The 20,381-nt window shown below is 38.6% G+C and carries 13 protein-coding genes; 7 read left to right on the top strand and 6 right to left on the bottom strand.

All coding sequences use genetic code 11. The features are described from left to right. Positions 1–78: 78 nt before the first annotated feature. Entirely contained in the window at positions 79–315 is a 237-nt protein-coding gene (locus tag ACFOOI_RS15040; protein WP_379838834.1) for an acyl carrier protein, read from the bottom strand. 127 nt (positions 316–442) lie between these two features. Between ACFOOI_RS15040 and kdsA the strand changes: the two genes are divergently transcribed. Both kdsA and ACFOOI_RS15030 read left to right on the top strand, forming a co-directional pair. Then, positions 443–1,258, top strand: coding sequence for a 3-deoxy-8-phosphooctulonate synthase (gene kdsA / locus ACFOOI_RS15035; protein ID WP_379838833.1), 816 nt, complete (start codon positions 443–445; stop codon positions 1,256–1,258). Between the two features lie 22 nt (positions 1,259–1,280). Next, positions 1,281–2,525: a M14 family metallopeptidase gene (locus tag ACFOOI_RS15030; RefSeq protein ID WP_379838832.1), complete on the top strand. Its 1,245-nt coding sequence runs from the start codon at positions 1,281–1,283 to the stop codon at positions 2,523–2,525. Between the two features lie 58 nt (positions 2,526–2,583). Here ACFOOI_RS15030 and ACFOOI_RS15025 read toward each other — a convergent pair whose 3' ends face one another. Then, positions 2,584–3,987, bottom strand: a complete 1,404-nt coding sequence (locus ACFOOI_RS15025; RefSeq protein WP_379838831.1) for a SusD/RagB family nutrient-binding outer membrane lipoprotein — start codon at positions 3,985–3,987, stop codon at positions 2,584–2,586. Between the two features lie 18 nt (positions 3,988–4,005). Continuing rightward, positions 4,006–7,221: a SusC/RagA family TonB-linked outer membrane protein gene (locus ACFOOI_RS15020; protein WP_379838830.1), complete on the bottom strand. Its 3,216-nt coding sequence runs from the start codon at positions 7,219–7,221 to the stop codon at positions 4,006–4,008. 302 nt (positions 7,222–7,523) lie between these two features. On the opposite strand from ACFOOI_RS15020, the gene ACFOOI_RS15015 reads away from it, so the two are divergent. Beyond that, positions 7,524–8,807, top strand: coding sequence for a metal-dependent hydrolase family protein (locus ACFOOI_RS15015; RefSeq protein ID WP_379838829.1), 1,284 nt, complete (start codon positions 7,524–7,526; stop codon positions 8,805–8,807). A gap of 70 nt (positions 8,808–8,877) precedes the next feature. On the opposite strand, the gene ACFOOI_RS15010 is transcribed toward ACFOOI_RS15015, so the two are convergent. The 3 genes from ACFOOI_RS15010 to cobA form a co-directional block, all read right to left on the bottom strand. Then, positions 8,878–10,338 (bottom strand): rubredoxin, encoded by a 1,461-nt coding sequence (locus ACFOOI_RS15010; protein WP_379838828.1) that lies wholly within the window; start codon positions 10,336–10,338, stop codon positions 8,878–8,880. Between the two features lie 39 nt (positions 10,339–10,377). Beyond that, positions 10,378–13,893: a molybdopterin-dependent oxidoreductase gene (locus ACFOOI_RS15005; protein WP_379838827.1), complete on the bottom strand. Its 3,516-nt coding sequence runs from the start codon at positions 13,891–13,893 to the stop codon at positions 10,378–10,380. 337 nt (positions 13,894–14,230) lie between these two features. Further along, positions 14,231–15,028, bottom strand: coding sequence for a uroporphyrinogen-III C-methyltransferase (cobA, locus tag ACFOOI_RS15000; protein WP_379838826.1), 798 nt, complete (start codon positions 15,026–15,028; stop codon positions 14,231–14,233). Positions 15,029–15,274: 246 nt separating this feature from the next. On the opposite strand from cobA, the gene nirB reads away from it, so the two are divergent. The 4 genes from nirB to ACFOOI_RS14980 all read left to right on the top strand — a co-directional run bounded on the left by nirB (position 15,275) and on the right by ACFOOI_RS14980 (position 20,371). Further along, positions 15,275–17,797, top strand: a complete 2,523-nt coding sequence (gene nirB / locus ACFOOI_RS14995) for a nitrite reductase large subunit NirB (RefSeq protein WP_379838825.1) — start codon at positions 15,275–15,277, stop codon at positions 17,795–17,797. Between the two features lie 25 nt (positions 17,798–17,822). Continuing rightward, on the top strand, positions 17,823–18,194 hold the full coding sequence (gene nirD / locus ACFOOI_RS14990) for a nitrite reductase small subunit NirD (protein ID WP_379838823.1): 372 nt from the start codon (positions 17,823–17,825) through the stop codon (positions 18,192–18,194). 90 nt (positions 18,195–18,284) lie between these two features. Then, the gene (locus ACFOOI_RS14985; RefSeq protein WP_379838822.1) at positions 18,285–19,706 is read left to right on the top strand and encodes an ATP-binding protein; all 1,422 of its coding nucleotides are present in this window, start codon (positions 18,285–18,287) and stop codon (positions 19,704–19,706) included. A gap of 5 nt (positions 19,707–19,711) precedes the next feature. Next, complete coding sequence (locus ACFOOI_RS14980; protein ID WP_379838821.1) at positions 19,712–20,371, top strand: response regulator; 660 nt, start codon at positions 19,712–19,714, stop codon at positions 20,369–20,371. The last annotated feature ends 10 nt before the right edge of the window (positions 20,372–20,381 follow it).

The raw sequence follows: 20,381 nt of genomic DNA, 5'->3' as shown, positions 1-20,381 counted from the left end.
AAATTAAAAGTTCAATACTCACTGATAACGCAATTTAGCATTTTCAAGGAATATTGAACTTAAATAGATTAGAAAAAATTACTTTGAGTTTTCCTCTAGATAATTAATTGCTTGACCTACTGTTTGAATGTTCTCGGCTTGGTCATCAGGGATAGAAACATTGAATTCTTTTTCGAATTCCATGATTAACTCAACTGTATCAAGTGAATCTGCTCCTAAGTCGTTTGTAAAAGACGCCTCAGTAGTAACCTCTGACTCGTCTACTCCTAACTTCTCGACGATAATTTTCTTTACTTTAGATGCTATATCTGACATTTTAAAAATGTAGTTTGGTGAAAAACAATGCAAAGAAATGTATTTTAAATGAAATCAACAAAATGATTAAGTTTTTTTTGATTGAACATTAGTTGTGATATTTGTAAAAAAATAAAAAACTGAGAGTATGAAACTGAAAATGACCAAGTTGGCAAACTACCAAAAAGACAATTTCTTTTTGATGGCTGGACCATGTGCAATAGAGGGTAGAGATATGGCTTTTAGCATAGCCGAAAAGATAAGTGAAATGTGTTTAAAATTAGAAATTCCTCTGATTTTTAAAGGAAGCTACAGAAAGGCGAATCGTACAAAAGCAGACAGTTTTACGGGTATAGGCGACGAAAAGGCTCTAAAAATCCTAGAAGAGGTTGGCAAAACCTTTGGTGTACCTACGGTTACAGACATCCACGAAACACACGAAGCGGCCATGGCTGCAGCCTTTGTAGACGTCCTGCAAATACCCGCTTTTTTGTGTAGACAAACGGAGCTTTTGGAGGCTGCTGCGAAGACAGGAAAAGTAATAAATATTAAAAAAGGACAATTTTTATCGGGGGCTTCAATGGGTTTTGCGATTGAAAAAATAAAAAGTGTAAATCCTGAAATTCAAGGAATTTTAACTGACCGCGGCAATAGTTTTGGATATTCGGACTTAATTGTGGACTACCGAAATTTGGTTCACATGGCAAACTTCGGTGTGCCGGTAGTTATGGATTGTACGCATTCTTTGCAAAAACCAAATCAGACGAGTGGTGTAACTGGCGGTGACCCAAAAATGATCTCAACCATAGCAAAAGCAGCCATAGCAGTAGGTGCATCTGGCCTGTTTATAGAGACGCACCCCGACCCCGCTACTGCAAAGTCTGACGGAGCTAACATGCTGCCTTTAGACCAACTTGAGGAGCTCCTTAAAAACCTAGTAAGGGTAAGAGAGGCTATAGTTTGATTTCAAACTTAAATCAAAAAACATGAAAACTATAAAAGGTGTATTAGTATTGGGCATATTGGGTTTGCTTATGGGGTCTTGCAAAAAAGACTTGACTCCGAAAGCGAATGAAAAAGTTTATGGTTTCACTGAAATCATAGATACCAAAACGAGAGATATTAATTTTCAAGAAAAGAAAATATATAAAACGAGCGATTCGGTGTTTGCAAGTAATATGTTTGACGGGGCTAGGTTAAATAATTTCTATGCTTTAAATGATTCTATATACGCTGTGGAGAGTTTTCCTGAAAACGAACCCATAAACCCAAGTCCGTGGTATGCTTTTAAAATATGGTCAAAAACCCAAAAGAAGATATACCTGGTTTTTGAATATGGCGGCTCACAGCACAGATACCTACCTAAACTAAGCAAAGACGGCCAAACTTGGACCTCCGCCGACTCGAGCAATTTGGGCAAGTTTAAAAACAATGAAATGCTTACTCTGAAAATAAGTAGCGATACCACGTGGGTGTCGGCACAGGAGCTATTTACAGAACAAGAACTCAATAATTGGCTAAAGGAGCTTTCGCTAAAAAATCAGATAGTTTCGATTGGCAATGCCGGAAAAAGTAAACTTAACCGAGACCTAAAGTATTTTGAGATTGGGGAAAGGTCTAAAAAAAACAAAGACCTGATAGTGCTTTTTAGCAGACAGCATCCGCCAGAAGTTACGGGGCAGTTTGCCCTAACGGCATTTGTAAACGGTATACTAAAGACTTCCAAAATTCAAAAAGATTTTTTCTCAAAATACAATGTGTTGGTTTTTCCTATGCTAAACCCTGATGGTGTAGCTCTGGGGCATTGGAGACACAATGTGGGCGGCATTGACTTAAATAGAGACTGGGCGGAGTATAATCAACCTGAAACCAAGGCCGTTTCAGATTTTGTAAAAAAGTACGCAGAAGCTAATAAAAACCGTGTGGTTTTGGGTTTAGATTTCCATTCGACCTACAGCGATGTTTATTATACAAACCTTTCTGACTCTATTTCGGTTTTACCAAACTTTACGAGTGCTTGGCTTAAAAGCATTAAAGATGGACTACCGGGCTACACGCCGAAAATCTCCCCTTCCAAAATAGGACAGCCGGTTTCTAAAGGTTGGTTTTTTGTGAACTTTAATGCCGTAGGCATCACCTATGAAATTGGCGATGACACGCCACGAGATTTCATCGAAGAGAAAGGTGAGCTATCGGCCTTAAAAATGATGGAGATCTTACTACAGAAATAAACAAAAATGCCCTTCTGAACTAAATCAAAAGGGCATTTTTTTTAACCTCAAATAAAAACTATTTATTCACTTCAGTAAGAGCAAATATACCTGGATCTTTCGGAGCATTTTGGTTTGCACTTAATTCTGCTTGTGCCACTATAAATCTCTGTGGATACTGTTTGATGGTAGCCGAGTTGTAAGGAGGAAGCACCGCTATGTCTTTTTCTTTAGTGCCTAGTCTTCTCAAATCGTCAAAACCTAAAAGACCTGTAAACCCAGAAACATATCTTTCTTCGATAATCTCTCTAAGAAGTGCTCTTTCTGTTACTAGGTTATCCACATTTTCCATTCCACCTTTTTCAAAATCCGCAATCACATATGCGTCATATTTTAGATTATCTGCGGCGTTTAGTTTTGTGAAAGCTTTCCCACTTGCCAAATGTGCACGTAGCTTGTTTAACTGAGCCAAGCCATCTGTGGTTTTACCCGTTCTAACTGCCGACTCAGCCAAAATCAAAAGATTCTCTTCGTAACCCACCAAAACTATTGGCGTATTTGCAGCAGCGATACCTTTGTTGTTGGTAGCCGAAGCACCATCGAAGTTATAATAGGCCAAACGAGCATTTTCCGCGGTCTTTGCGTTGTTTCTTGTAGTTCTTAGAATGTTATCTAAATGCGAGCCTGCAAAGCCCCAATAGCCCCCTCTCTCGTTGATCATTTTATAATTAAGATTTAAGCTACCATTTCCAATATTGGGTGGTGTATACGCTAAAGCATCTGAAGTAGCGGCAATGCCCAAAAGGGCCTCTTGGTATGCTTTATCATATTCTTTGGTATAAATATAAAGTCTCGCTTTTAATGTATGGGCTACTTTGCTCCATTTTAAAACATTACCTGCTAACATTAAGTCTTCTGCTACTGCAGAGTTTGTAGAAGCACCTAGGTCTGCAATGGCCTCATCTAACAAAGATTGAACGCCCGCAAATACGTTTTTTTGAGAGTCAAACTTAGGGTCCAAGATTTCATCTTTGGCAATTTCATTAAAAGGAATATCCCCAAATAAGCTTGCTAAAGTTCCTAGGGCATTTGCCTCAAGAACCTTCGTAATACCAGCATATTGTTTTGCCTTTGGGCTATTTTTGGTTTGTTCTCTCAACACCCTTGCTTGCTTTACTACACCTTGATATGCATTTTGCCAAATACCATTTGTTTCTTCTGCAGACAAGTTATACTCATAGATACTTTTGTACAAAAGCACTAAGCCTTTAGTTTGCCCACTCCACATACCACCTATTCGGGTTTGGTGACCTGCTTGCACTGAGACGTTGGCTAATTCAATTCCTTTCAGAAGTAAAACTCCCGCTTCAAACGAATCTGACGATATTTCGTTTGGGTTATTGTTAATGCCTTCCACTAAGCTTTCACAACTAAACGTAGTGAAAAACATCAGCGAAAGAGCTATATATTTTATTTTTTTCATTTTTTTCAAAGTTAAATTTTAGAAATTAAGTTTCGCCGAAAACACCCATGAACGTGTACTTGGATTGGTAAAGTATTCGATACCAAAACCATTGTCAACACCTGACTGGTTTACTTCAGGATCTATTCCTTTAATTTTGGTCCATAGGAAAAGGTTTCTTCCAGAGATAGCCAAGTCAACTGAATTGAACTTCGTTGCTTTTCTGAATTTTTCTCCTCCTAAATTATAACCCATCGAAATCTCACGAAGGCGTGTCCAGCTTCCATCTGCAATAGAGAACTCGTTTATAGCTGATCCACCAAGGCCTCCACCAAGCGAGGTATACCAACCTTCGTCAAGTAGTACATCTCCTGCACCATAATTGTAGATATTTCCTCTAACTGTAGAGCCAGCTGGTATTGTTTTACCGGCCGAGTTCTTCAGGTCTTTGGTAAGGGTAACTTCGTGACCTGTGTCTTCGTAGGTACCAAAGCTATTTAAAACAAAACGCGTTCTTTCAGCAAAGTCGCCTCCTTGGAATCTTTCGAACAAAATATTAAAGCTAAATTTCTTAAAATAAGCCCTCATGCCAAGTCCACCTCTCCAATCTGGATTAGGATTACCAATAACTCCCTGTTGAGGATCCAATGTTGGAAACCCGTTTGCATCTAATTTTAAAGTTCCGTCTTCGTTTCTTGAAGCTCTACTACCAAACAAAATCCCCAATGGCTGACCCACTATGGCATTTGACGTAATTGATTGATCTGTAAGTGCCACTCTGTCTACACCAGCTAAATCAAGAACTTTGTTTTGGTTGTTATTCCAGTTTCCATAAATATCAAAGCCATAAGTTTTTTTGTCTATGATTTTATACCCAAAATCTAGCTCAACGCCTTTGTTTTCCATTCTTCCGGCATTTGCATATTTAGAAAGATAACCCGAACTAGGAGAAAGGTTAACGGCCAACAAAATGTCTTTTATCTCATTCCTATAATACGTTAAACCAATATTTAGACGGTCTTTAAAAAACCTAAGATCAGTTCCAATCTCAAACTCAGTTTTAATTTCTGGTTTAAGGTTTGAGTTACCCTGGTCGTCATTAAGTCTAAATCCTCCGCCAAATTCATTGATATCAAGGGCGTCGTCATAGGTAGAATATGTGAAGTTTTCATAGGTAGTACCAAACTTATAGGTAGTTGGTTGTACACCCACTTGGCCATACGAAAATCTAAGTTTACCGAAAGAAAACACGTCGTTTACAATATTTGGAAGGCTAGAAAACTGCCAAGCCAAATCCATAGACGGGTAAAAGTACGTTCCTGACATAGTAGATGCAGCCTCTTGTGTACCCGAAACACTTAAGAAAACTTGCTTGAAGATATCGAATGCGAAAATAGAGTACAGCCTATTTGAGCGAATGTGATTTAGGTTATTCGCCACATCAAAGGGAGCAACTCCATTATTGAAGTTTTGCAAATCACTATTAACAAGGAAGTTTTGGGTTCCAGCATATAGACTATTTCTGTTTCTATCATTTATATTATAACCCAATGTAGCATTTAAGCCTACTTTATCTTTTATAAGATTTGGAAAATCCGCCCTTGCAATCGCATCTAGGTTAATTTCTGTATTAATAAAGTTTTCATTTACTAATCTACCATTGGTAAAACTAGCAGAACCAATTGGTGAGAAATAAACTCTTTTGTCGATGTAAGTATCAATTCCACCTCTTAAGTCTAGTTGTAACCAGCTTATTGGGTTAATATTAAGATTTGAGTTTGCGTTAAACCTGTTTACCACCGAAGTAGCTTTTTGCTCATTGATAGTCCACAGTGGGTTGTTATAGGTAGGGTTGATATTATTAGCCAAATACCTTCTATAGCTTCTTTGTCTTCCCAAAGTAGGCACACCAGACTTGTCAAAATAAGTTCCGATGTAAGCCGACTGATCAAAATCAGCAGGCTGACGTAGCAAGCCTAGATAAAGACCTGCCGTATTAGAGTTTTGCTGAATTCTATTACTATTTGTAAAAACGTAGTTAGCCTTGGTGGTTAAGTTAACCATATTATTAAAAAACGTTTGGTTATTAAACCTCATCGTAAATCTATCATAATCACTATTTTTAACGATTCCTTTTTGGCTCAAATAACCCAAACTAAAGAAGTTGGTAGTTTTTCCGCTACCTCCAGAAATAGTCAAATTGTGATCTAAAAATGAACCTATTTGAAAAACTTGATCGAAGTTTCTATCAACATATACTTCTTTTGAGTTTTTAGTGGTAATGGGATAAATTTTTTGACCATTGTCTCCTAAAAAATATTCGCCTGTGGTATTTACGATGTCTTCACCACCCGCTCTATTTTCGATTTTGTCGCCCCATGAGTTTGTGGCAGTTGGGCTATATTTGCCGCCAGAACCTTGACCAAACATCGTTTGAAGTGGATGCTTTCTATTTATTTCATCCATTGAATAGGTTGCCGAGTAGCTGATTTTCATTTTTTGGTTAAGCTTTCCTTGCTTTGTGGTGATCACCAAAACTCCGTTTGCGGCTCTTGAACCCCACAGAGCAGCAGCAGATGCACCTTTTAATATTTGAGTTGACTCAATATCTTCAGGGTTTAAATCATTCAGACGTGACTGCTGCGAAACACCTCCTGATCTTGAACTACCTGAACCATACAAGTTATCATTTGAAAGTGGAACTCCATCTACAATCACCAAAGGCTGAGTATTCCCTCCGATAGTGTTAGCTCCACGAATCTGGATGTTTGTTCCCGCACCTGGATCACCGTTTGATCTCGCGATTTTCACACCCGACGCCTTACCTGCTAAACTATTCAAAATGTTAGCCTCGCCACTTGATTTAATGGCGTCAGAAGAAATACTAGAAGATGTAGAGCCTGACCTGTCTTTTTTGGTTTTAAAACCTAAGGCATTCACCACCACTTCTTGTAGGTTGGTAACGTCACTGCTAAGTTTTACTTCAAGAAAACTGAGAGCCCCCAAGCTAACCACTTTGGAGTCATACCCAATAAAGCTAAATGTGAGCTCATTTGTGTTATTGGGAACTGAAATAGAGAAGTTGCCATCTACGTCGGTTGACGTGCCGATGGTAGTGCCTAAAGCCGTTACCGTAACGCCCGGTATAGCCTCTAAGCTGGTTTCGTCTTTTACTACTCCTTTGATGATTTTTTGAGCATATCCTGAGATAGCTCCGCACATCAAAAGAAGTAAAATTGGTAGTTTTACATTCATAATTAGAAGGTTTAAAATTAAAGTTTAAGAGATATATCTACTAAAAGTATCGATTGTGACTGACAATAAAAAGGTTTTTTATATGAGTGGAGTGCCAAAACACTTATTCTGACAGTTAATTCATTTATTTTTAGTTTTTTAATAAAAAAATTTAATAATTAAATACTGACGTTAGAAAAACGAATGCTTCCTAAAAAATATAGAAAAGCAGAATTAGTTTGTTAGTAGAATTATTTATTTTTAGCTTAATACTTTAAAACATTTTTTCAAAAACCAATAACCCTCTTATTCAATAAACTCTTATGAAAAAAACATTTACTGTTGGACTTTTACTAGCCCTTGCTGGGACCACATTTGCCCAGAAAACCTACATACAGTGCGGCACTTTGATAGACACCAGAAACGAAGTCATGAACAAAGAAATGACGATTGTGGTAGAAAAAAACAAGGTAGTTGAGGTTAAAAAAGGGTACCAAAAAGGTGACGCCAATGATGTGGTGATAAACCTCAAAAACAAATATGTGATGCCCGGGCTAATAGACATGCACGTGCATATAGAAAGTCAAACTGCAAAAGATCAATTTCAGAAAAGAATTCAGTACAGTTCGGCCGACGTGGCCTTTGAGTCTGCTAAATATGCCAAAATAACGCTTATGGCTGGTTTTACGACCGTAAGAGATTTGGGAGGTAGCAACGTGAACATTTCGCTGAGAGGTGCCATAAACCGAGGAAGTGCCATAGGACCTAGAATATTTACTTCAGGCAAAACTATAGCAACCACCGGCGGGCATGGAGACCCTTCGAATGGACTTGGTCCAAACTACACTTTTAGCAACGAAGAAGTAATGAACGGCGTGGTAAACTCACCAGAAGAAGCAAGACAAGCAGTAAGACAAAGATACCAAGACGGGGCAGATTGGATTAAAATAACGGCTACTGGCGGTGTTTTAAGTATTGCAAAAAACGGAAAGGGACCACAGTTTCAAGACGACGAACTTAAGGCTCTGATAGAAACCGCCAAAGACTATGGTTTTAAAGTTGCTGCTCACGCCCACGGAGCCGATGGAATGAAACGTGCACTTAGAGCGGGAGTTACTACTATCGAACACGGTTCGTTTTTAGACGACGAATGTATTGCTTTATTTATAGAAAAAGGTGCTTATTTAGTTCCTACTATTATTGCCGGAAAAACAGCTTCTGACTCTGCAAAAATTCCGGGTTATTATCATCCATTTGTGGTAAAAAAAGCTTTAGAAACGGGCGTGATGATACAAGAAGCTTTTGCGAGAGCTTACAAAGCTGGTGTTAATATTTGTTTTGGAACAGATGCGGGCGTATATCCACATGGATACAACGCCAAAGAGTTTGTTTATATGACCGAAGCCGGCATGCCCATGATGAAGGCACTCAAAGCTGCAACTATAACAAACGCCAAGGTTCTTGACATGGAAAACGAACTGGGAGCTATAGAGCCCGGTAAATTTGCAGACATAATAGCTGTAGACGCCGATCCTGTAAAAGATTTAACCACAATGATGAATGTAGGGTTTGTGATGAAAGACGGCGTGGTTTACAAAAACCAATAATTAACATTAAATTTTAACTTAAAAAAGAGCCTTTCGGGGCTCTTTTTTTTACTTTTTTAAATATCAATCATTACACTGTTGTTTTCACTAAATCTTCCACTATTATAACTTTGAAGTTACTTTTTGGCTCTTCGCATACGCCACACTCGTATTCATTCGGAAGGTTTTCAAATGTTATGCCCGCCGGTATTCCAGCTAGGTTATCCCCGAACCTGCTGTCATATACAGACAAACACGATGGACACTGATGCACTTCAATAGTTTCTGGTTTTGACTTCTTTGTGTTTTTAGATTCCGAAATTGGTTTTTCCCTTACTTTACCTAAATAATTTTCGTTATAAAGCAAAACTGACCTACGTAACTGCTCAGGTAAATTAAACCGCTGCACTCCTTTCGAAAAATATACTTTTGTTCTTCCATTTGGGTCAAAATCTTCGGTATACGAAATATCATACACAAAAAACGTTGGAATAAAATTAAAAAGCTTAAACCTTCTTCTCCTAACCATTATAGAGGCAAATACCTCTGTTTTGGGTATAGTTTTTATTCCGAAACATATACCAAACGTACGAATATCCAATTTGTTAAAATTCTCAACTAGCTGTTTTTTGAGTTTCAAAGCATCTTCAGATGCGTCTTCTACCTGCCAGTTAAGTTCATTAGCGGCGTGTCTCACATTAATATTATGTTTCGCCAAAATCGCACTCCAATAAGGCCTATCCACTTCGCCTATTCCTTTTACTATTATTGATTTCCAAGGAGTCAGGCAAAGTTCTCCTATCTTAGAAGCAAGTGCTAGTTCGCAAAGCTCCAATAAGAAATCAGTTGTAAACTGCTCGTTTCTTTGATAAATACCCAGCCAAGTTTTTTTGCCATAACGGTTAAAACCCTCATAGTACGGCAATGTAAATTTGGGTAATTTCAGCTCTTTTTCATTTGGCACTGAAATCATATCCGGAATAGAATCAAAGATTTCTGAAACAGGTAAAGCAGGGTTTTCGATTAGTCTATTTTCTACAAACTTGCTCAAATGCACGATTTCGTTTGTAAATATTAACTTTGAATACACATGCACCTCGTTTGTTTTAGGTTTTCTCAAATAACAATACCAAAAATTAGGCTCGTTTGACGAAACAAAGTTTAAATGACCTGAAAAAAACGGCGTAAAACTCTGTGAGTTATCCGAAATGTTGACCTTCAGTGTAGGATCATAATCAAAGGAATCCAAAATGTCTTTATATATGCCTTCTGTAATCCAATTGCCCTTTTGAAATACCTCTTCAGCCACGTAGCTACTCACAATATTGGGTCTGAGGTTGGTGTCGACCTCATATGATCGATTCATTTTGCTAAGCTCAGAACCCAAGTATACCGACCTACTGTGGGGCAAATGAAATATAAGCTGCTGCCTAAGTCCGAAAGACACTTCGGAAATTTGGGCAGTTTTTAGCACCGTCAAAATTGATTTCAGTTCACCCACTGAAACAATCCCCCCTTTAAGGTTTACTCGAATGGTATATGCGTCTTTCATGTTTTTTCTTTAAAATTCGTTCAAATTCCAGTACTTGCTTTACAAAGCCACTTGAAGGTTTTTCTCTAATTGTTTGTCTAAAATATGTTTAACCTCGGGTTTACAAGACCCACAACCCGTTCCGGCTCCGGTTTTATTACATAGTGATTCAAAAGAGTCAAAGCCCGAGTCGATGGCATTGCACAGGTTTTGCTCGCCTACATTGTTACATGAGCAAACAAGTTTGCCCAAAACAGGCTCTTGTTTTTGACCCGACCTAAGTAATTTTAGCCGTTTTTCAGAAAGCTCAATTCCGTTAAAAATCAAATCTTTAAACTCTAAAAACTCCGACTTGTCACCCATCAAAATGGCCCCTACCAGCCTGTCGTCTTTGATGACACACTTTTTATAATACTTTTTAGACTTATCCAAAAATATTATTTCCTCATAGCCTTTATCGTCTTTCGGAATTTCCACCTCCCCCAAAGAGCAGATTTCCACACCGTGCATTTTAAGGATATTCATAGAAAGACTACCTCTGTAAGAAGCCGCTAGGTCTCCTAACAAAAAGTTAGAAACCACTTCGGCTTGTTGTTCCGCAGCTGCAGTTATGCCCCACATTTGGTTTCGCCATTCAGCTATTTCGCCGCAGGCAAAAATATCCGGATCTGAAGTTTGCATATAGTCATTGACAATTATGCCTCGGTTACAATCTAGCCCAGACTGACGGGCAATGTCTATACTCGGGACAGTGCCGGCTGCAACCAAAATCACGTCACACATGATTTTTCTGCCTGATTTTAGACGAATGCCTTCTATTTTATTTGTTCCCAAAAACTGCTCTACTTCGTCATTGTAGTAGATATCGATTCCTTTGTGAATAATTTCTTCATGTAATATCGAACTTCCCAGTTGGTCCAACTGCCTATCCATTAATCTACCAATACGCTGAATAACGGAAACTTTTACATTTATTTCTACCAAAGAAGCGGCCATTTCTAAACCCAAAAGACCTCCTCCTACTACAATTGCGTGTCCATTTTTCTTTAAAAAAGGAGCCAAAGAGTCGGCATCAAACCTGCTACGCATGTTAAATATTCCGTCCATCTTAGGGAAGTTCCTAGGCATAAACGCTTGGCTGCCCATACCCAAAAACAGCTTGTCGTAGTGGTGTTCCCTACCTTTTGAGTCGGTTAGAATTTTGTGTTCGCGGTCAATATTCAAAATGCTTACTCCTTTGTGAACTACGATATTTTGTTTTTCAAACTCTTCTTCACGGAGTTTAACCAACTGCTCCCAAGTTTGGGTACCACTTACGTAGTCTGGCAGCATAACCCGGTTATAAAACGGATATATTTCTTTACTAAAAACCTCGATATCGTCAGTTTGATTAAACTTTCGGTATGCATTTATAAAACCTAAACCCGCCGAGCCTGCACCTATTACTATAACTTTCTCGGGTTTCTTATAAAACCTACTAACTTCCACTGCTGCGTATTTGAAGTCGGGCTCTTTTGATATCGGATCAATCAAATTATTGGTTAAGTTATTTGCTCGTCCAAACGTGCTATTCAGTATTTTGCCCCAGTGCATGGCCATAAAGCAAGTGCCTGGCTTTATGTCTTCAGAAATATTAAGGGTAACTTGCACCTCTCCCCGCTTATTTTTAATTTTTACAATATCTCCCGCTTTAAGATTTCTATTTGCAGCATCTTGCAGATGCATATCCACAAATGGTTTCCCGATATGCTGATTTAGCTTATTGACCTTACTGGTTTTGGTCATGGTGTGCCATTGGTCCCTAATTCGACCGGTCAATAAAACCAAAGGGAAATCTTCTGAAGTAGATTCTGAATCATTTTTTTCATTCAAAACCTTAATCTGAGCTTTTTTATTTGGGGTAAAAAACGCGTTGTCTTCAAAGATTCTGGCGGTTCCTTTGTTTTCAGACTTTTTAGTTGCCGGCCACTGAATAGTTCCTTTTTCTTTCAATGATTTGTAAGAAACTCCCGTTACATCAATGTTAGTACCTTCGGTGGTAGTGGCGTATTCGGCATAAATATCTTGAGTTGAAGCATAATTAAACGAATCTCCAAAGCCCATTTTATCAGCAAACTTGCAAATGATTTCTACGTCAGGCAGACACTGACCAGGAGCGGGTATTGCTTTTTCTAATAGTGAAATCCTACGCTCAGCATTGGTCATAGTACCTTCTTTTTCGGCCCAAGCGGCTGCGGGTAGCACTATGTCGGCAAACTTTACGGTATCAGATTTTGAAGAAATATCCTGCACTACCACTAGTTTGGCTTTTTTAAGCCCTTCTTCTACCATATTAAGGTCAGGTAAACTCACCGCAGGATTGGTACAAATAATCCAAATAGCTTTTAGAGACCCGCTTTCTAGTGCCTTAAACATTTCTGTGGCGGTTAGCCCTGGCCTATCCGAGATTTCTCCCCCACCCCAAAAGGTCTTCATTTCGGCTCTATGCACTGGGTTTTCTAAGCTTCGGTGTGAAGCAAGCATGTTCGAAAGCCCGCCAACTTCTCTTCCTCCCATGGCATTGGGCTGGCCCGTAAGCGAGAATGGCCCATTGCCAGGCTTTCCGATTTTTCCGGTAATCAAAGAAAGATTTATAAGCGAAAGATTTTTGCTCACGCCTATCACCGACTGATTGAGCCCCATGGTCCACATACTCAAAAAGCCTTTCGACTTAGCAATCCATTCGGCCGCTAACTCAATTTTCTCAACTTCTATTTTGCAAGTATCGGCATATTCATCTAGCGTCCAGCTAAACACTTTTTCTTTATATATCTCAAAGCCGTCTGTATGATTGGCTATAAATTCTGGGTCAATGGCATTTTTTTCAATCAAAATTCTGCCCAAAGCGTAGTTTAAATACACGTCTGTCCCCGGAAAAATATCTAAATGCAAGTCACACGAATTAACCGTTTGGGTTTTTCTGGGATCTACCACAATTATCTTTACATCAGGATTTCTTTCTTTGTGGGCCTCCACTCTTCTCCAAATGATTGGGTGACACCAAGCCGGATTTCCACCTTCCACCAAAATCACATCCGATAGCTCGATGTCGTCATAACAAACTGGCACTACATCTTCCCCAAGGCTCATTTTATAACCCACCACCGCCGAAGACATGCAAAGCCTTGAGTTGGTATCTATATTATTGGAACCTATAAAGCCCTTCATTAACTTATTCCACAGGTAATACTCTTCCGTAAGGCATTGACCTGAAACATAAAAACCAACAGAGTCAGGACCATATTTTTCAATAAAAGTCTTAAATATTTTAGCCGTTCGCTCCAAAGCGGTATCCCAGCTTACATCCTGTAGCGGCATATTTCGGTTAAGCCGCATTTGCGGAGTCAAAAGCCTATCTGAAGTGTCGTTAACGGTGTATTGCAAATTCATGCCTTTTGAGCAAAGCATACCTCTGTTTACCGGATGCTCCGGATCTCCCGCTACAGTTACACTGCCAGAATCCTGAACGGTCACTATGGTGCCGCAACCAACTCCGCAGTAGCAACACGTTGATTTATATGTATTTTTATTCGTCATAAATCAAATATTTTGGATTCAATACTGCATTTTCAATAACTGAAATTCGTATACTAAATCACTATTTATAAACCTAAAAAGAAAATTTATACTCAAATATACAAATGAGTATTAATACTCAATTAAAGAATTGATATAATTAACTTTTGAAACTTTTAATCTTTTCTTTTTTTTAATTTTTGTAGAAAAAATCATATTTCCGTAAACTCGAATTTCCTTAAGACCTTGATTTAAGCTATCATTTAAATGTACGTAACTATTCAAGTATGTTCATTTAGCAAAGCCAGAGTATCCACGAAACTCCCTTATTGAATTTAACATAACCCTTCAATTTTTTTTACTTAACTAAAACCTCTTCGCCCAATAGTTCTTCTACCAAAATACCTCTACCGTATTCTAAAATATAGGACTTATTTAAACTCACTACCTCTCCTATTACTATTACAGAAGGCTGCTTTTGATGTTCTTTTTTAATTTTTGACTCTATATTAGAAACCTTTCCGACCAAAAACTTTTCGTTGTGACATGTGCCGTTTTGAATTATAGCTATGGGTGTGTCTTTTTTGCCATAACTAGTGAAAATAGACGTGATTTCTGAAATCTTATTTAGTCCCATCAATATCACAATAGTAGCGTTTGACTGGGCAGCGAGATTAATATCCTTAGGGAGTTGCTTGGCTTTTGTGTGCCCAGTCATTACCCAAAAGCTATCTGCCATACCTCTTTTAGTTACAGGAATTCCCATAGCCGTAGGCACTGAAATACAGCTCGAAATACCCGATACTACTTCGGTCTCTATACCGTTTGCTTCCGCAAAAACCATTTCTTCGGTAGCCCTTCCAAACACTATTGGATCTCCTCCTTTTAATCTAACAGCATGTCCGTATTTTTTTGCACTATTAACTAGCAACTGATTTATTTCCTCTTGAGGCAAACTGTGGTTATCAAATCTCTTTCCTACATATATATGCACGCAATGTGGGCTTGTGTAGTTTAGAAGGTTTTTGTTTGCCAAGGCATCGTACAAAACAACATCTGCCGAAGCCAAAGCTTTTGCTCCTTTTACTGTAATAAGATCTTCGTCTCCTGGACCTGCACCTACTAAAGTGATTTTGGGATAAACATTACTAAGCATATATACTTATTTTTAAAATTATAAAAATATTGACTACTCAAGACTACAAAAAAATATTTTCTGAATAAAAAATTGTACTTTTTAAGTAAATAACTGTTAAATACACTACAATTCTAATATAAAAATTTAGAATTAAAAAAAAATACATAGTTTTGAATTGCACTTATTACTCATTTTTATACTAAGTATACAAATAGTACAATTAATGATTTTTTAAAATGAATTAAGTATTTAAATCATATCGAAATGAAACAAAGGGTAGTTGTAATAGGAAATGGAATGGTTGGCTACAAGTTTTGCGAAAAATTGGTAGCAAAAGGAGGAAACAGTCAGTTTGAAATTGTGGTTTTTGGCGAAGAGCCAAGGCCTGCATATGACCGTGTGCATCTGAGTGCATATTTTGGTGAAAAAACCATTGAAGAACTTACGATGGCTCCCTTGAGCTGGTATGCGGAAAATGAAATAACGCTACACCTAAGCGACCCTGTAACGGATGTTCACCCTGAATCAAAAACTTTGAGTACCCACAGTGGACTAAAAGTAAACTACGACTACCTAATATTTGCAACCGGGTCTGCCCCTTTTGTACCTGCCATAGCGGGAGTAGAAAAAGACGGTGTTTTTGTATATAGAACAATCGAAGATCTCGATATGATGAAATCACACGCTGCCAAAGCCAGCGTAGGGGCCGTAATTGGCGGTGGTTTATTAGGCCTCGAGGCGGCCAAAGCCCTTTTAGACCTTGGTATTAAAGAGACGCATGTAATAGAGTTTGCTCCTAGGTTAATGCCCAGACAAATTGATCAATCTGGGTCCGATATTCTTAAGACAAAACTTGGAGAGCTTGGCATACAAATTCACTGCAACAAAAACACACAAGAGATAACCGGTGGAGACGCCATAGAAGGCATGTCTTTTGCTGATGGTGAAAAACTTATAGTTGACATGTTGGTTATTTCCGCGGGAATAAAGCCCCGTGACGAACTAGCCAAAATAGCAGGCCTAGAAGTAGGTTCAAGGGGCGGGATACTGGTAAATGACAACCTTCAAACATCTGACCCAAATATATATGCAATAGGTGAATGTGCACTTCACGAGCACATGATCTATGGTTTAGTGGCTCCCGGTTATGAAATGGCCGATATAGTGGCAGCTCAATTAGTAGGTAAAGAATCTAAACTGTTTACGGGTTTTGATATGTCTACAAAGCTTAAGCTTATAGGTGTAGATGTAGCGAGTTTTGGAAATGCATTTGTGGAAGAGCCCGACTGCCAGACTATTATTTATGAAAACAAAAGCAAGGGCATTTATAAACGTATAAATATCAGTAACGACAAAAAACTACTCCTAGGAGGTATATTAATAGGAGATGCTGAACAATACAATATGCTTTTGCAAACCACCAACAACAAGCTCCCGATTCCTGAAAACCCGGAGGACTTAATATTGGGGTCAAGAGGTGGAGAGGGCTCAGAAAGCTCAGGCGTAATGTCACTTCCTGACGAAGCCTTAATCTGTTCATGCGAGGCTGTAACTAAAGGCGACCTTTGCCGTGAAGTAATAGAAAACGGAAATAATACAGTAGATCTATTAAAAAAATCGACCAAAGCATGTACCGGCTGCGGTGGATGTACACCACTGGTAAAAGACCTGCTCCAAGGCATTATGAAAAGCCAAGGCATGGTGGTTAGAAATGAAATTTGTGAGCACTTTAAATATACCCGTCAGGAAATACTTGATTTGGTAAAAATAAATGCCCTCAAAACCTACGATGAAGTTTTAGATACTTTCGGACATGGCGACGGATGCGAAACCTGCAAGCCAGCGGTATCTTCTATATTGGCGAGTTTATGGAATGACAACATACTTACAAAAGGGAAAGACACAGCACAAGATTCAAACGATCGATTTCTGGCAAATATCCAGCGAGGAGGTACTTATTCCGTTGTTCCACGAATTCCTGGTGGCGAAATCACACCTGACAAACTTATAGTTATAGGCGAAGTTGCAAAAAAATATGGCCTGTACACTAAAATTACGGGTGGACAAAGAATCGACCTATTTGGTGCACATGTCGGCGACCTGCCCAATATTTGGGAGGAGTTAATAGCCGCTGGTTTTGAAAGTGGTCATGCATACGGAAAATCGCTCCGTACGGTCAAGTCATGCGTAGGAACAACCTGGTGCCGATTCGGTGTGCAAGACGCCGTTAGTTTTGCCATAGAGGTAGAAAATAGATACAAAGGCCTACGTTCTCCACACAAGTTAAAGTCGGCAGTTTCGGGTTGTATTAGAGAGTGTGCAGAAGCACAAAGTAAAGACTTCGGGATAATAGCCACCGAAAAGGGGTGGAACCTATACGTGTGTGGCAATGGAGGGTCTAAACCTCGCCACGCCGAATTAATAGCTACTGACGTTAGTTCAGAAATGTGTATAAAGCTCATTGACCGTTTCTTAATGTTTTATATTAAAACCGCTGAGCCACTCCAAAGAACGGCTCCTTGGTTAGACAAAATGGAAGGTGGATTGGCGTATCTAAAATCTGTGGTGCTAGACGATGCACTTGGGCAAAATGCCCTTTGGGAAGCCGAAATGGATACCCTAGTGGGAGCATATAAATGTGAATGGAAAGAGGCCGTTGAAACACCCGAAATCAGAAAGCGATTTGTACACTTTGTAAATGCTCCTGAAGAAAAAGATCCAACGATAGCATTTGAACCGCTTCGTGACCAAATAAAGGCACAAGACTGGAATGCTGTTTTGAAATAATAAAGAATATTAAACCAAAGGAAAAATGGAAGAATTAACAATAAGCTCAAGCGAAACTATCACAGACTCATTAAATTGGACTTTGGCTTGTAAAAAAGACGATATCCCTGAAAACGGAGGGGCTTGTGTATTGATAAATGGAGAACAAATTGCAATCTATAACTTTAAGAAACGAAACGAATGGTATGCAACCCAAAACCTTTGTCCACATAAGCAACAAATGGCTTTGTCGAGAGGCATGATTGGCTCAGCTGGAGATGAACCAAAAGTAGCGTGCCCATTTCATAAAAAGACATTTTCATTAAAGTCGGGAGCTTGCCTTTCAGGCGACGATTACCAAATAAAAACCTACCCTGTAAAAGTAGAAGGGGAGAGTGTGTTTTTGGCTATGATTTAAATCACAATTCTGCAAAAATATATAGGTAGATAGGGGTTTAGCATGCATTTTATTCTAAATTTGAAATTCGTTAACTAAAACAACAACGTTTTGGAAAATTTAGATAAAACCGTAGCCCAAAGACTATCGGTACAATATATAATGGCCTTGTCAATAGTGGCCATATTGACTGTATTCGGGCAGTTTTTGGTTCATAACACCCTGTCTACCTCACAAGACGACTCCCACATAATTAATATTGCTGGTAGGCAAAGAATGCTTAGTCAGAAAATGACAAAGATAGCATTGGTACTAAAAGACCAGCAAATTGGAACCCCGCTATATGACTCAAGCTTAGTAAAGCTAAAATCCTCTTTTGAAGAATGGGAACAAGTACATAACAACCTACAAAAAGACAACATAACCAAACCTCGTAAATACAATGTCACAAACAGTCAGGTAATTTTGTCTTACTTTTCTAATATTAACCCTTATTTCCAAAATCTACATGCACTTTTTAGGTCTTGTATAAAAAACAAACCGACCTCGGAGATAATTTCAAAAATACTTGAAAACGAAGGTCCGTACTTGTCATGGATGGATAAAATAGTAACCACCTATGACAAAGAAGCCACCAAGCGTGTAAATACAGTAAAATCCTATGAGCTTATTTTGGGGTTTTTAACCCTTGGAACTTTGTTTGTGGAAGCACTCATGATTTTTGGACCTTTGGTAGAGTATGTCAAACAGGTAATCTTTCATTTAACCAAATCTGAGAAAAAGCTTACAGAAACTAATACCCAACTGAGATACTCCAATAAGATGCTTTTGGAAACTCAAAAACAACTAGAAGAGGCTTCCAAAGAAAAATACGAATCTAAATTGAAGGAAGAAAACATTAGAAATGCCTCGCTTTTAGAAGGCCAAGAAGAGGAGCGAAAACGCCTTTCGCAAGAAATGCACGATGGTGTGGGCCAAATGCTAACTGGCATAAAACTTTCGGCCGAAAAACTAGCGAGTATGGACCCAAACAACCCTAAGTTCGCTATTCGCCAAACTGATTTATTGGCACAAATAAAAGATACTATAGAAGCCACCCGAGGAGTTTCGTTTAACCTAATGCCATCTGTACTAAAAGACTATGGCCTTGAGTCTGTTTTAAAAATTTTGAAAGCTCAGACCGAAAAAAACAGCAGTATTGTCGTCAACTATGAATTTTCGTCAGGCAGGCTACCTAATAAACTTGAAATTGGGATTTATAGGATAATTCAAGAAGCTTTAAACAATACACTTAAACATGCCGAAGCAAAAGTTTTTAGTATTAATGTTTTAACCAAAGCGGGCTTAGTTTATGTAGAATTATCGGATGACGGCAAAGGTTTTGACCCTGAAAAAATAAAAGAGCAGTCTTTGATACATAATGGCGTAGCGAATATGAAAACTCGCACAAAACTATTGCACGGAACCTTCAAGGTTATATCTAACCTAAACGAAGGAACCAATATTTTCATTAAATTGCCGCTTGAATCTTGATAGAAATGAAAAAAATAAAAATATTATTGGTAGACGACCACGCTATAGTTCGCAAAGGGCTTATTTCGCTATTAGAAGACGAAGAAAACATCGAAGTTGTGGGTGATGTATCGGGAGGAAAAGAGGGGTTGGCTTTTTTAGAAACTCAGGAAGTAGACTTGGTAATGCTCGACCTAAACATGCCTGAAATGTCAGGAATGGAAACGGCAAAGCATATAAAAAAGAAACATTCGAAAACCAAGATTTTGGTATTCTCAATGCATAGTGATGCCGATTACATACTAAACAGCATAGAAAATGGCGTGGATGGTTATTTATTAAAAGATTCTGATCGAGAAGAAATCCTAAATGCCATTGATATAGTTTACCACGGCGAAAAGTATTTCCCGCCTGCGGTCTCGGCTATTTTGGTGCAAGCCTTACAAACCAAAACTAAAAAACCAAGCGGAGGCCAAACTAGCCAAACAAGTGTTTTGGATATGTTGTCAAAAAAAGAAACGCAGATTCTTAAAATGATTGCCGATGGCAAAAGCAGCCAAGAAATAGCTGAAGAGCTAGACCTAAGCATACGAACAGTCTCTAACCACAGAGCCAATATGCTTAAAAAAACCAACCTCAGCAATACAGCCGAGCTGGTAAGAATAACCAGCAGAGAGGGATTATAACAAAAAAGGC

The organism is Lacihabitans lacunae, from assembly GCF_042649125.1.
Lineage (GTDB): Bacteria > Bacteroidota > Bacteroidia > Cytophagales > Spirosomataceae > Leadbetterella > Leadbetterella lacunae.
This window is presented reverse-complemented; position numbering and strand designations above follow the sequence as displayed.